The organism is Euzebya tangerina, assembly GCF_003074135.1.
In the GTDB taxonomy this organism is placed as follows: domain Bacteria; phylum Actinomycetota; class Nitriliruptoria; order Euzebyales; family Euzebyaceae; genus Euzebya; species Euzebya tangerina.
In genome coordinates, this window is sequence record NZ_PPDK01000001.1 from 809,807 (window position 1) to 823,131 (window position 13,325).

At 65.1% G+C, this 13,325-nt stretch carries 15 protein-coding genes; 12 read left to right on the forward strand and 3 right to left on the reverse strand.

Annotated features, from left to right (window positions below):
• The first annotated feature begins 474 nt into the window (after positions 1-474).
• Together C1746_RS03815 and C1746_RS03820 are read left to right on the forward strand one after the other, a co-directional pair.
• On the forward strand, positions 475-1,227 hold the full coding sequence (locus tag C1746_RS03815) for a DUF3105 domain-containing protein (protein ID WP_205711691.1): 753 nt from the start codon (positions 475-477) through the stop codon (positions 1,225-1,227).
• A gap of 23 nt (positions 1,228-1,250) precedes the next feature.
• The gene (locus C1746_RS03820) at positions 1,251-1,832 is read left to right on the forward strand and encodes a DUF305 domain-containing protein (protein ID WP_116715554.1); all 582 of its coding nucleotides are present in this window, start codon (positions 1,251-1,253) and stop codon (positions 1,830-1,832) included.
• Here the strand turns inward: C1746_RS03820 and lnt are convergent.
• Entirely contained in the window at positions 1,781-3,229 is a 1,449-nt protein-coding gene (lnt, locus tag C1746_RS03825; RefSeq protein WP_162867352.1) for an apolipoprotein N-acyltransferase, read from the reverse strand. The two genes, C1746_RS03820 and lnt, sit on opposite strands and share 52 nt — an antisense overlap.
• A 177-nt stretch (positions 3,230-3,406) precedes the next feature.
• Between lnt and C1746_RS03830 the strand changes: the two genes are divergently transcribed.
• Both C1746_RS03830 and C1746_RS03835 read left to right on the forward strand, forming a co-directional pair.
• Positions 3,407-3,814 carry a BlaI/MecI/CopY family transcriptional regulator gene (locus C1746_RS03830; RefSeq protein ID WP_162867353.1) on the forward strand — a complete coding sequence of 136 codons (408 nt, stop codon included), beginning with the start codon at positions 3,407-3,409 and terminating at the stop codon, positions 3,812-3,814.
• Positions 3,807-4,544 (forward strand): M56 family metallopeptidase, encoded by a 738-nt coding sequence (locus C1746_RS03835; RefSeq protein ID WP_116713362.1) that lies wholly within the window; start codon positions 3,807-3,809, stop codon positions 4,542-4,544. The genes C1746_RS03830 and C1746_RS03835 overlap by 8 nt, the downstream gene beginning before the upstream one ends.
• Positions 4,545-4,549: 5 nt before the next feature.
• Here the strand turns inward: C1746_RS03835 and C1746_RS03840 are convergent, their stop codons facing one another.
• Both C1746_RS03840 and C1746_RS03845 read right to left on the reverse strand, forming a co-directional pair.
• A complete protein-coding gene (locus C1746_RS03840) occupies positions 4,550-5,959 on the reverse strand; it encodes a M23 family metallopeptidase (protein ID WP_162867354.1) in 1,410 nt (469 codons plus the stop codon).
• Between the two features lie 238 nt (positions 5,960-6,197).
• Positions 6,198-6,995 (reverse strand): cytochrome c biogenesis CcdA family protein, encoded by a 798-nt coding sequence (locus tag C1746_RS03845; RefSeq protein ID WP_205711692.1) that lies wholly within the window; start codon positions 6,993-6,995, stop codon positions 6,198-6,200.
• A 48-nt stretch (positions 6,996-7,043) separates the two neighbouring features.
• Here C1746_RS03845 and ccmA point away from each other — a divergent pair, with 48 nt between their 5' ends.
• From ccmA to C1746_RS03885, 8 genes are all read left to right on the forward strand, one after another.
• On the forward strand, positions 7,044-7,607 hold the full coding sequence (gene ccmA, locus C1746_RS23125) for a heme ABC exporter ATP-binding protein CcmA (protein WP_414627947.1): 564 nt from the start codon (positions 7,044-7,046) through the stop codon (positions 7,605-7,607).
• Positions 7,604-8,281 (forward strand): heme exporter protein CcmB, encoded by a 678-nt coding sequence (locus tag C1746_RS03855; protein WP_116713364.1) that lies wholly within the window; start codon positions 7,604-7,606, stop codon positions 8,279-8,281. Before ccmA ends, C1746_RS03855 begins: the two co-directional genes overlap by 4 nt.
• Entirely contained in the window at positions 8,278-9,054 is a 777-nt protein-coding gene (gene ccsA, locus C1746_RS03860) for a cytochrome c biogenesis protein CcsA (protein WP_116713365.1), read from the forward strand. Before C1746_RS03855 ends, ccsA begins: the two co-directional genes overlap by 4 nt.
• Positions 9,055-9,174: 120 nt before the next feature.
• The gene (locus C1746_RS03865) at positions 9,175-9,573 is read left to right on the forward strand and encodes a cytochrome c maturation protein CcmE (RefSeq protein WP_116713366.1); all 399 of its coding nucleotides are present in this window, start codon (positions 9,175-9,177) and stop codon (positions 9,571-9,573) included.
• Positions 9,570-11,558, forward strand: a complete 1,989-nt coding sequence (locus C1746_RS03870) for a heme lyase CcmF/NrfE family subunit (RefSeq protein ID WP_162867356.1) — start codon at positions 9,570-9,572, stop codon at positions 11,556-11,558. Before C1746_RS03865 ends, C1746_RS03870 begins: the two co-directional genes overlap by 4 nt.
• Complete coding sequence (locus C1746_RS03875) at positions 11,551-11,946, forward strand: cytochrome c-type biogenesis protein (protein WP_116713368.1); 396 nt, start codon at positions 11,551-11,553, stop codon at positions 11,944-11,946. Before C1746_RS03870 ends, C1746_RS03875 begins: the two co-directional genes overlap by 8 nt.
• Positions 11,939-12,733 (forward strand): tetratricopeptide repeat protein, encoded by a 795-nt coding sequence (locus tag C1746_RS03880; protein ID WP_116713369.1) that lies wholly within the window; start codon positions 11,939-11,941, stop codon positions 12,731-12,733. The genes C1746_RS03875 and C1746_RS03880 overlap by 8 nt, the downstream gene beginning before the upstream one ends.
• Complete coding sequence (locus C1746_RS03885) at positions 12,730-13,323, forward strand: TlpA family protein disulfide reductase (protein WP_116713370.1); 594 nt, start codon at positions 12,730-12,732, stop codon at positions 13,321-13,323. The genes C1746_RS03880 and C1746_RS03885 overlap by 4 nt, the downstream gene beginning before the upstream one ends.
• Positions 13,324-13,325 lie beyond the last annotated feature (2 nt).

Consider the following 13,325-nt stretch of genomic DNA (forward strand, 5'->3'; position numbering starts at 1 on the left):
AACCGAAAGAACTCTCGGCTCTTTGGGACCCAAGTCGCTTGTTCTGGGCGGATACTTGCTGCTCGAAGCTGGATTGATAGGTGGATTCGGTTCGCATCTGTTGCTTGATCCTTGGCTTCTTCTGACGCCTGTTGGTGTGCTGCTGGCCCACTTGAGTACAACGGCTGTGGGCACAGCGATCCTGACACTTGCTGTGGGGTTGATTGACAGCGTCCCCTGTCTGCAGGGGAGGGCACGTCGACCGAGCGTGGCAAGGAACCGCCGGTGGGTTCGCCACACTCTCTCCTCCGGGCTCCTGAGTCGAGGGCCGCCGCCCCGACGTACTGCCTGACGAGACCGCGACTAGCGGCCCTCCTTGGGCAGGCTGGGGCGGCTGCATGGCCAGTGAGGCGCGTTGTTGCGGCCGTGCGAGGGCTGGCTACCGGAGACGCCAGGAGTTGGGGGACGCCCATGATACGTACGCCTGTGCGGGTCTTGGACTACTCGGAAAGCGGCAAGGCCGCCACGGCCGACGACTCGCGCGACTGCGTGGCGGCTGAGCCTGCGGCGAGCGATATGACACTAGATGACGACCTGGAAAGGCAAACCATGGACGACAATCAATCACCCCGTAGCGTGACCAAGCGCGAACGGCAGAAGCTCAGACGACAGGAGCGTCTGGAACGCGAACGGGAGAACGCCACGCGGGAAGCACGCCGCCGATGGCTGACTACAGGAGTCATGGTCGTTGTGGGCACAGCCGCAGCAGGCTTCCTGATCGTCAGCGGCATACGTAGTGTCGTCCCGGGCGCGGAGCCGGAAGGGACGACAGACGTTGCGGCGGAAGATCGGACGCATACCGAGGAGGAAGTTGACTACCCGACCACCCCTGCGGCCGGCGGCCCGCACTCCCCGGTGTGGCAGAACTGCGGCTTCTACGATGAACCAGTCGGTGAGGAAAACGCCGTGCATTCCTTGGAGCATGGTGCCGTCTGGCTCACCTTCGATCCAGACCTTGCCGATGACCAGGTGTCGACACTGCAGGACCTGGCCGGTGGCTACGTGTTGGTATCTCCCGCTGACGAAGAACTCCCGTCTCCCGTGGTCGCGTCAGCGTGGGGTAAACAACTGACCCTCGACGGCGCCGACGATCCCCGCATCGAAGCGTTCATTCGCGCCTTCGAGCAGGGCCCACAGACCCCGGAGCCTGGCGCTGTCTGCACCCGAGGGATCGGAGAGCCCGTTTGACGGCCGTGCAGGAGTCAGACTCGATGGACACCACCTCGCCGCGGTGGATACGGATCGGAGGACTACTGGTGGCCGCCTTGGTCGGTGCCGCTCTGGCCACCGTGCTTCTCGTGACACCCTCCCCGGATGATTCGTCGGCAGAAGCAGGGTTTGCAAGGGACATGTCGATGCACCATGCGCAGGCGGTCGAGATGTCCCTGCTGATCATGGATCGAAGCACGGACGAGGACATCCTGGTGCTCGCAGAAGACATGGCCCTATCTCAACAGGCACAGATCGGACAGATGGGCGGGTGGCTGGATCTGTGGGGTCTACCGCGCGCCGGGGCGGAGTCTTCAATGTCGTGGATGGGCATGGGCGGCATGCCCATGATGGGAATGGCAACGTCCGACCAACTCGCAGCCCTCCGCGAGGCTGAGGATGCCGAGGCCGAGCGCCTCTTCTTGGAACTGATGATCGCTCACCACATTGGCGGTGTGGACATGGCGGAGGCGGCCTTGGAGCGGACGGACAACGCCGTGGTGCAAGCATTGGCTACCGCGATGGCGACCAGTCAGTCCAGCGAGATCGAGTACATGGAACGGCTTCTAGACCAACGGGAGTAGGCGGTCGGGGCCCAAGCCACGCCCACGAAAACAGACGCTGCCAGTAGCGTCGGACCGTCCCCGAACCGTACGAACGGCGTCAAGGCCGTCCGCTTCATGACTTCGCCCGTCAGAACCTCTCCGGAGCCGAGCTGGCTCAGCCGCCTGACCGTCCCGTCCGGGTCGATGATGGCCGAATAGCCGGTCGGGGCAGCTTGGGCTATCGCCCTGCCCGTCTCCATGGCGCGCAGACGGGCACCTGCCAGTTGTTGTGCTGGCACGTCTGGCCCGACGTAGGATGACGCGTTCGTCGGCACCACGAGGAATTGACCTCCTGCGGAAACGGCAGCCCGGACGCGCTGTGGGAACATCGCCTCGAACGAGATGACCGTCCCGATGGTGCCGAGTGAAGTCTGAACGGTCGGCGGACCTTCACCCACGATCGCATCTCGGGGCACGCGGCTGAGATCGACCACCCGAGCCAGCAGATCACGTAACGGGACGTACTCCCCGAACGGCACCCTGATCACCTTCTCGTAGCGGTCACCCACCTGACCATCCCCTTCCACAACGACTGCCGCATTGCGAAAGCGAGGAACCTCGCCCAGAGCGTCGTCGTTCTCGGTCACACCGACCAGCATCGTCGTATGGTTCTCTGCTGCCAGTACCCCCAACGACGCCGCCACGTCGCTGTCCTCGAAGGGGAAGGACACCTGAATGACGTTCTCGGCCCACACGACGAGATCAGTCTCTTCCGGGATGTCGGCACTGAGGGCAAGTGCACGGCGTAGCGGAACAGCGGGATCGCCTGTCGCGGCCGACGTACCGGTCGGTCCACCGCCTTGCACGATTGCGACACGAACTACATCCGCCCGACCGTTCTCGACAGACACTGGCCACGGGCCTGACAGGACGAAGGGTGTCAAGGCAAGTGAGAAGGCTGCCATGGTGATCGCCTTCCCTCGTCCTGCAGCGAGACCCGCCGCCAGTGCGCCGCCAACTGCTGCCGTCACCAAGAGAACACCGAGAGAGCCAGCCAGAGGAGCGATAGCGACCCAAGGTGCGTCCACTTGTCCCAGGACCGGACTGGCAAACGGAAGGCCGCTCAGCGGCCAACGCCACCGCAATGCCTCGACGAGCACGACTGCGCCGGTCAAGGCCGTCCACGGTCTAACCGGATTGACCAGCGGACCGATCAGCCCGAAGAGGAGTCCCTGGCATGCGATGAGCACGATCCCCCCGCCGAAATGGAGACCGGTCGCCCACCACAAACCGACCGTCAGCAGCGTTGCGCCTGCAAGCGCCCCCAGCAGGAATCGACACCGCGCTGTGACGTCGCGAAGCGTGGCACCGAGCAGGCCGATGCCCGCGACTCCCAGCGGCCACCATCCGCGGGGCGGAAGGCTGGACGCAAGCAACGCTCCCGCGGCAACTGCGGTGCCGGATCTGATGCTCAACGGTAGTCGGGCGGCGGTTGGACGTTGGTCGGCCATTCACCCAATACTACGAGTCAGTCGTAGCAACAGGGTTGGGCCTTTCGCGCTTCGCGGTACTCTCGAGGTTCCCAAATCACCGATGTTGTTTGGAGCAGGTCCGTGGCTACGCCGACGTCAAATGCGCGGCTGAAGGAGCTTCTCGGCTCGTTGGAACATGCGGTGATGCAGGATCTCTGGGACCAGGGATCGGCCACGGTGTCCTCAGTCCACAAGCGGCTGAACGAGAGCCGCGGAGCCAACGAGGCGTTGGCGTACACGACCGTGATGACGGTTCTGGTTCGACTGACGGACAAGGGATGGCTATCTCGCAGCAAGCCAGGGCGCGGCTACCAGTACACACCGCGCTACAGCGATGAAGAACTGCTCGAACACATGAGTGGTGCGGAAGTAGCGCAACTTGTCGCACGGTACGGCGATGCGGCGCTCGTTCACTTCGCAGGCGCGCTTGAACACGCGGACCCGGACTTGCTCGAGATGGTGATCGCGATGGTCGAGGCAGATGAGTAAGTGGTTGGTTCCGCAGGGCCTCGCGGCGTCGTTGACGGCCACGTGCCTCATTGGTCTCGTGGTAGGCCATGCGGGGCCCGCCCATCTGCTCGGTGCGTTCGGGCTACTCCTCGCCGCGGTTGCAGCCTTGGTGGCTGGCCAGTTGGTCGTGCAGTATCGAATTGCGCGGGCGGCGAGCCGGCAGACCACCTCACGAACCGTCGAGGGGGTCTTGGTGTGGTGCGGGTCGCTTGATGGCCGCGCGTTCGTGGCGGGACTGTGGACTCCCAGGATCTACATCGACGACCGCTTGCTCGGCATGCTGGAGCGAGACGAATTGAAGGCCGTGATCTTCCACGAGTTGGCGCATACCAAATCTTGGGATCCGGTCCGGCGGGCCGTGATTGAAGGGCTAGGTCGCGTCATCCGTCGGCTGCCGGGCGGTCAGGAGTTGGTGGAACGCAGTGTCGCCGCGATGGAGATTCGAGCCGATCGGGCAGCCATGGCCGAGGGCGCGAGCCGTCGTGGATTGGCCTCAGCCCTGCTCAAGATGCCGCAGGCGCGATCGTTGCTCGTCGGGTTCGTGACGGCGACTGACCTACGAATTCGGGCCTTGCTGGGGGATGGGCGGTGCTGTGAGCCGTTGCCACGACAGTCACCAGCTCCGGCGCTGGCTACAGGCACGGCGCTTGTCGTGTCCGTCGCGGTGTTCGCTGCTCACCATGTCTGGGTTGGTGTTCCCCCGATCTGAGGTTGTCACATGTGGGAGCGCGGGTCGACCGGTGAGCCAGCGTCGCGGACTTCCCAATGAAGGTGGTTCCCAGTCGAGTAGCCCGTGGTGCCGACATAGCCGATGACTTGGCCTTGCGAGACAACATCACCAGTGCTGGACGCCAGTTGCGACTGGTGGGCGTACAGCGTGGTGATCCCTCCGCCGTGATCGATGATCACAGCGTTCCCATACCCGCCTCGCCAACCGGCGAAGATGACCGTTCCTGCACCAGCTGCACCGATTGGGGTGCCCCCCGGCGCGGCGATGTCCATGCCGGCGTGCAGCTTGCTGACCCCGCTGATCGGATGGATCCGATACCCGAATTCAGAACTGACCCGGCCAGCCACCGGTATGGAGAACCCACCGGAGGAAACGGTCTGATCAACGGGGGCCGCCTGCGCCACATCGGGCTCCGCCGTAGAGGTGCCTGCTTCCCCTGCCGCCGCATCGTCATCCACTGGTGGATCGGTCGGGTCGCTGTCGCCGTCCGATGGACGTGCGGCAGAGGTCGACGCTGCCGAATCATCGTCACCAGTGAACGAAGACGTCGAGGCCGCGGCCGCTGCATCCGTCTCCTCAGCTGACTCCGCTGCCGCTGCTGCGGCTTCGGCCGCTGCCACGCGTTCAGCCTCTTGGCGCGCGGCGATCTCGGCCAGTTCCTGTCGCAGTTCATCCGACTCCTGCTCGAGCTCTGCCACCAGCGCAGTTGCAGACTCCCGGTCGCGCTGCAAGGCGGCCAGCACTCCCTGCTTCTCCTCGGCCTGAGCCTGCTGGGCCGCAACGAGCTCCGCCTGCTGCCTGACCAGTGACGCGACGTTGTCTCTCTCGGCGGCTGCGGCTGCCCGCTGTCCCTCGCGTAGCGATCGCAGCCGCGCTCGTTCGTCGCGGTCGGCCGCAAGCGTGGCGCGCAGTACCTCGAGTTGCTCAGCGCCGCTCAGTTGGTCTTGCGTTATGCGTTCCAGGTAACTTGATGCCACGGAGACATCGGCGGCGCGGCGAACGCTGAGGAGTGCGGTCACCCCCGTTGGGGCGGTGGACATGTACTCCTGCCTCACCGATTCTCCGAACTCGGTTTCGGCAGTCTGGAGTTCGGTTTCCGTCGTCTCCAGTCTGGCGGCGGTCTGGTCCAGCTGAGCCTGCGTGGCCGCCAGGACACGCTCGCGGTCCTCAAGGTCGGCTTCCGCTTCGCCCAGTTCGGACTCCAACTCGTTGAGCGTGGCTTGGGTCTCTCGCTGCGCAGCCACGATCACGTCCAACTGCGCCACCGTCCCCTCGATCTCGTCCTGGATGCCCGATGACTCGTCCTCGGCCTCATCGATCCGATTCTCCAGTTCCTCGAGGTCCGACTGGGTCTGCGCCGATGCCGCCGATGTCGAGGATGCGAGAACAGCCACGAGGATCAAAACGGTCACCCGCAGGCGCCACGTCGGTAAGCGGACCATTTGCATCAAACGTAAACTACTTGACCGTAGTAGACCGACCCTTGGCCATGCGGGCAGCCAGGAGAGGCGCACGTGATTGGCGGGTGCACCTGCTTGTTCGTTGGGCGCTACGACGGATGAAAGTACTACCGTGTCGTCGTACGATCGGGTGTCGATGCGTTTCCCCGCAACCACACCCCTGCTGGCCCGGTCAGATCGGGGGCCAACCGAACCGGGCGTACCAGCCGAGCATCCGACTCATCAAGATGGTCCACCCGCCGGTCGAGATGGCGATACCCATGCCGATCAGCAGCACCCCACCGGCTACCTCGATACGGCGGGTGTGGTGGACCAACCACGACCACGTCCGTCGACCGCGCACGAGCCCACGCGCGATCACGAGGAACGGCAGACTGAGTCCGGCGGCATAGCAGGCGAGCAGGAGGGCCCCACGGGCGACGCTGGTCTGGGTCGACGCGGTGGCCAGAATGCTGGCCAGGACTGGGCCCACACAGGGTGTCCATCCCAGGGCGAAGGCCGCGCCGAGCGGGAGAGCACCACCAGGGCCCTGTGGCAGGGTATCGAGCCGAAATCGGCGTTCGCGTTGCAGCCACGGAATGCGGATGACTCCGAGCATGCTGACGCCCATGACAACGATGACGACTCCCGCTACCCGATCCAGGACGTCCGCGCGCGACGCGAGGAAGAAGCCGACGGCGGTGGCAGCCGCGCCCAAGGCCGTGAACGTCAGTCCGAAGCCAACCACGAACAGCACCGCTCCGGCCCAGATGCGCCGCGGGGCACCGGACGGGTCGTCCATCCCGGATACGAACGCCACATAACCGGGCACCAGGGGAAGCGCGCAGGGAGACGTGAAGGAGACCACTCCGGCGACGACCGCCAACGCACCGGTGGTGAGGAGTTCGATCACGCGCAGGTTGCCAGCGGGGACATACCACGACGGTATGGCGACGACGTCCACCAGGCACCCCTGATTGCCCGCCTCCACGACGTTTCCCTGACGCTGGGCGGCAGACCTGTACTACGAGGCCTGGCGTTGTCCCTCTTTGCGGGCGAATGCGTCACCGTGGAAGGCCACAACGGCAGCGGCAAGACGTCGCTCCTTCGTCTGCTCGCCGGGCTGGTCCAGCCGGCTGCCGGCCACGGGGAGGTGTTGGGAGTACCGCTTGGCTTCAGACCGCACCTCCCCGACTCCGTCGCCATGGTAGGGCATGAGACGTCGCTACATCCCGACCTCACCGTGCACGAGAATCTGCAGCTCGTCGGGGATCTTCTCGGACGTCCGCGTCGTGAGATCGACACGCAACTCCATCGCGTCGGCCTCGAGGCGCTGGCAGGCCGTGTGGTGAGCGGGTGTTCGGCGGGGATGCGTCGGCGTGCGGAGTTCGCGCGGGTGGGCCTGATCTCTCCCGACCTGTTGCTGTTGGATGAGCCCGACACCAGCCTTGACGGCGATGCCCGTCAGGTCGTGGACGATGCCATCGCGGACGTCCTTGGCCGTCGAGGGACCGTCGTCTTGGTGTCTCACGACCCGGCAAGAGCAGCGATGCTTGCCACGCGGCGGACAGAGCTTCGTCATGGGCGACTGGCAGCCGTGTGAGCAGTTCACACGTCCGCTTGGATGCTCTCGTCCCACTTGTTCGCGCTGAATTGGTGGCAGAAAGACGGACGGGGCAGGCAGCGGGACTCGTCCTGCCCTTCGCCGCCGCAGCGTTGGTGGTGCTGGCCATTGCTGTAGGGGCCGATGCGGCACTTCTCCGGCGCATCGGCCCCGGACTGTACTGGGCAGTGGTCATCCTGTTCGGCAGTCTGGTCACGGCTCGGCCTTCGGTCGAGTCGAGCACCCCACACCGTGAGATGCTTGCACTCCTGGGAGTGGACCCGATTGCTTCCTACCTGGCCAACACGGTTGCCGCCGCTGCCATGATCGGGGTCCTCCAGGCGATCTTGGCTCCCGTCGCCCTTGTGTTGTTCGATCTGCCGCTCCGGGCACTGGCCTCGACCGTCGCTGTCGCTGTCCTCGGATCCTTGGCGCTCGCGTCGATCGGCACACTTGCGGCAGAGTTGAGCCGTGACCAGCGCATCGGTGCTTCCTTCATCCCCCTGATCACGACTCCTCTTGCCGTGCCGCTTGCCATCGCTGCCGTACAGGTTGCCGAGGCGGAGACCTACGACGGCGCATCCCTGCCCTGGTTGTTGCTCGTCGCCGCGATGGCTGTCGTTGCGCTGGCGAGTGGCGTCCTCGTAGCCCGATTCACCGGAGGAAGCGCATGAACCCGGCAGCCGATGCCCCGGTCACAACGGATACCGGAAGCGCGGGGTATGTCCGGCGGACATCGCTGTGGGCCCGAGCCGCCACCGGCGCCATGACGGCGGCAGTGTTCATGATCGTGGTCGCACCCCCCGACCGGCTTCAGGGCGATGTCCAACGCCTTCTCTACGTCCATGTCCCGACGGCATGGCTCGCCTATCTGGCCTTCGCCGTAACGCTGCTCGGCTCGGCCGCTTGGCTGGCCACGCGGCGCCAGAGGTGGGATCGTCTGGCGGCAGCGTCTGCGGAAGTCGGCGTGGTCTTCACCGGGCTCACCCTGGCGTTGGGCTCGATCTGGGGCAAGCCGGTGTGGGGGGTCTGGTGGACCTGGGATCCCCGTCTGGTCACCACGGCTCTGCTCTTCTTCGTCTACCTCGGGTACCTCGCACTACGACGGGCAACGATAGATCCGGTGTTGCGCGCCCGACGTTCGGCCCTCCTCGGAATCGTCTCCTTCATTCAGGTCCCGGTCATCCACTTCTCCGTGGTGTGGTGGCGGACGCTTCATCAACCGGCAACTGTCCTGCGCCCGTCGGCGGCCAGCATGGCACCGTCGATGCTGGCGGCCTTGTTCGCAAGTCTGGCGGCGTTCACGCTGATCTACGTCGTGCTGCTTCGGACCCGCATTCGCCTTCTGACGCTCGAGGAACTCGCTGAGGCGCGAACTGCTGAACGTCCCGTCGCCGGGGACGATGTGCGTCCGGTTGCGGTGGCAGGTGGGACATCCGATGGATGACATCGGTTGGCTCCTTGCGGGTTACGGCCTCACCGCGACGACAATCGTCGTGTACCTGCGTGTCCTCCAGCGTCGGATCCGCGCCCATACGTCCGATGCACACGAAGGGCCTACATCTCGATGAAGTCCGCGACCCTCCTCCTCTCTCTCGGCGGCGTGGCCGCGGTTCTCACGGGCTTCTTGGTCTTCGGTGGACTTGGGGACAACCTGACCTACTACCTGACCCCGACCGAGGCTGTCGATCAACGCGACGACTTTGCCGATGGTCGTCGGTTCCGCCTTGCCGGCGATGTCCAACCGGGAAGCGTCGTCGAGGCAGAGGACGGTCTTGAGTTCGTCGTCGCCGACGGTGGAGAGGCCGTCCGAGTCCTTCATGACGGGCTGCCGCCCCAGCTCTTCTCGGAGGGCATCGAAGTGGTGGTCGAGGGCCTATGGGAAGACGACGTCTTCATGTCCTACACGATGCTGGTCAAGCACGACGAGGAGTACTACCCGCCCAGCGAAGAGGCTTCCCCATGACACGGCTGTTGGCCAATGCATTCCTCACGGTGGGCACGGTTGCCGCGCTCGGATTGCTGACGACCGCAGTGTCTTCCGCCCGCAGGCGTCCGCTGCCCGGCCCCACGCCACGTGCCTTCGCCGCAGCGTGTCTCCTCGCGGCTGGGGCCGCCTTTCTCGCCCTCGAGTTCGCGCTCTTGACTGACGACTTCAGCATCGCCTACGTCGCCGACAACCACGCCCGCTCCACACCGTTGCTGTTCAGCGTCGCCACGGCTTGGGCGGCGCTCGAGGGCAGCATCGTGCTGTGGTGTCTTGTTCTGGCGTTCTTCACGTGGTTGTTCGTGCGGAGCGTGCCCGCCAATGACCGCCTGGGCATGGCCGCAACAGCGGTGATCGCCGTCGTGGCCGTCTTCTTCTTCGGGCTGGTTCTGACGGTCGCCAATCCGTTCGGCGTCGTCGCAAACCCCCTGCCGGACGGTCCCGGCCCGAATCCCCTGCTGTTGAACCATCCACTCATGGCCGTCCATCCGCCGCTGCTGTACCTGGGCTACATCGCGGTCACGATTCCCTTCGGCCTTGGCGTGGGTGCACTTCTGGTCGGTGACGCCGGTTCCGGATGGTTGATCCGGACACGCAACTGGGCCTTGCTCTCCTGGGTGTTCCTCACCGCAGGGATTGGCGTTGGGGCGCTGTGGTCCTATGAGGTCCTGGGGTGGGGAGGGTACTGGTCGTGGGACCCTGTCGAGAACGCCTCGCTGATGCCGTGGTTGGTCCTGACAGCGTTCTTGCACTCGAGCATCGCGCAAGTTCGACGCGGCGCGCTCAGCGCCTGGAACGTGTTGCTCGTCATCGCGACGTTCTCGTTGACGATCCTGGGGACATTCCTGACACGGTCCGGAGTGGTTGCGTCAGTCCACAGCTTCACCCAATCAGAGATCGGTCCGGCGTTGCTGGGCTTCTTCGTCGTGGTTGTGGTGCTCTCCCTGTCACTGATGGGAAGCAGGGCCCACCTCGTATCGTCACCACCGCGCATCGAACGTCTACTCAGCCGCGAGGGTGCCTTCCTAGCCAACAACCTGCTCTTCACGCTGCTCACCCTGGTCGTGCTGCTCGGCACGACCTACCCCATCGTGCTGGAGGCGTTCACCGGTCAACAGGTTTCGGTAGGGCGGCCCTTCTTCGATCGGTTCGCGGGCCCCATCGGGCTGGTGCTGCTGCTGGCGATGGCCGTCGGATCGGTCCTTCCCTATCGGGCACTTCGGCCCAGCGTTCTGTGGAACCGTCTGCAAGTCCCGGTCATCGTGGCACTCGCCGCGGGTGCGACCACTGCTCTGGCCGTGGAGGCAAGCATCTGGTTGGTCAGCACGGTCAGCTTGGCGGCCCTGGTGTGCCTCATCCCGGTGAGCGAGGCGGCACGGAGAACAAGTGGGTCGGTTCTTGATCGTCGTCGCGCACTGGCCCGCATGGTGCGGGGCGATCGACGATACTGGGGTGGGCAACTGGGGCACGTCGGTTTCGCGGTGCTGGCCCTTGGCGTCGTGATGAGTGGCGTCCTGGGATCGGACGCCACGGTCGAGTTGCGCAGAGGTGAGGTGGTCCCGGTTCTGGACCGGGCCTTGCGCTTCGACGGCCTCCGAGAAGTTGAGCAGGTCAATCGAACGGTGACCACCGCCTCGATCGCCGTCATCGAGGGCGGCGCAGAGGTGGCGCAGATGTCACCGGGATTGAACACCTATCCGGCACGGGGTCAGAGCGTCGCCAGTCCGTCAGTCCGGACGACACTCACTGGTGACCTGTACCTGGCCATCCGAGACATGGAGAAGGACCGAGTCGTGCTCGAGGTCTACTGGTGGCCCGTGCAGTGGATCGTCTGGGTGGGAATCGCGTTGATGGTGCTCGGAGGGGCGTGGGCCTTGTCCGGACGCCGAAAGACCACCCGGGGTGTGCAGCAACGGACGGCGGACTTCTCACCGCTGGAAGCCTCGGAGAAGGCGCATGCCTGAGCGCGTGCGCGGTCTGCTGGCCCCACTCGTCGCTGTGGTGCTGCTCACGGTGATCATCGGTGCCGTGATCTCGAGGGCGCCGGTCGAGGACGATCTCGCGGGGTCCCTGGCCGGGCGTCTGAGGTGTCCGGTCTGCCAAGCCGAATCCGTCGCCGCATCCCCGTCCGATACGGCACGGGCGATGGAAGCACAGATCGAAGAGTTTGTCGCCGAGGGGCGGTCCGAGGAGGAGATCATCCGCTACTACACCGACCGGTATGGCGACTGGGTGCTCCTAGACCCTCCGGCCCGAGGTGCAACCTTGGCTCTGTGGCTTGCCCCAGGCGTTCTGGCAGCGGGTGGCGTGGGCCTGGTTGGACTGCAGGTTCGTGGTCGACGACATGACTGACATGCGGATGCGGGCTCTGGTGGACCGACGGGCCATGGCTCTGCGGGACCTCGAGGAGACGAGTCTGCAGGTCTCCCAAGGAGAAATTGACGCGGACACCGCCGACGAACTGCTCGGGCGCTTCCGGCGTGATGTCGCGCGCGTCGAACGTGAGATCGAGGAACTGGACGAGGATCTCGATGAGGTCCAGCCCCCTGACACGGCGTCCAAGAGTGGGAGGTCCTCCAAGCGGGCGTTGGCCGGAGTGCTGGGACTCGTCGTCCTCTTGGCGGCAGCGGGCGTCGTGATGATGACGGAACTGGACGATCGCGCCCCTGGTGGCTTCGTGACGAACGCCGACGAGGACATCCCGCCAGCAGGTCGGGATCTCGCTGACGTGACGATGGAGGAGATGGAGGAGGTGGTCGCAGCCAACCCGCAGATCACGGACATGCGCCTGGCATTGGCAGACCGCTACTTCATGGCCGGAGACGACCGGAGCGCCCTGGACCACTACATGGTCGTGTTGGAGCAGCGGGACGAGCCAGAAGCAATGACGCGAGTGGCGTCCATCCTCGCCGGACAAGGCGAGGTCGAGTTGGCCGAAGAGCTGGCCAACCTGGCGCTGCGAGAGGACCCTGACAGCGTGGAGGCACGCTACGTACTGGCCAGCGTTCAGATCGCTCTCGGCCAGGCCTCGGTCGCAGTTGAGACCCTGGCACCGCTACTGGCCCGGACCGACCTGTCACCGGCCGATGCGAGGACTGTTGACGAGATTGCTGAGCAGGCAGAGCAGGCGGCTGGATGAGCAACTCGGTGCAGACGCCCTGGCCACGTCGTGCGGCCCTTACCGCCGGCGTCGTCCTGTTGCTGGTGGCGGCAGCGTTCGGAACGAGGTTCGGGGAGGACCCAGGGTTGGTCGATTCGCCCTTGATCGGCCGAACGGCCCCCACGTTCGAACTCGAAGACTTGGACGATGGGGAGGTCTGGTCGTCGATCGAGTCTGAGGCCGAAGTCTTGGTAGTCAACTTCTGGGCGTCCTGGTGCGTTCCATGCAGGGAAGAGCATCCAGCACTGACTGCCACTGCCCGCTCCTATGAGCGTCAGGGCGTTCAGTTCGTCGGCATCGTCTACCAGGATTCCCCCGACCAGGCCCGCGAGTTCCTCGATGAGTTGGGCCGCGGGTATCCGAGCCTGCTCGACCCGGATTCGCGCACGTCAATCGACTTCGGTGTCTTCGGCATCCCCGAAACGTTCTTCATCGCGGACGGAACCGTCGTGGCGAAAGTGACAGGAGCAGCCGACGAGGCTCTCCTCAGCAGCACCCTGGACGTCATTCTCTCCGGCGGAACGCCGGACAGTGCCGAACGGCCGGGATACCAGAGCCAGCCACGTTGAAC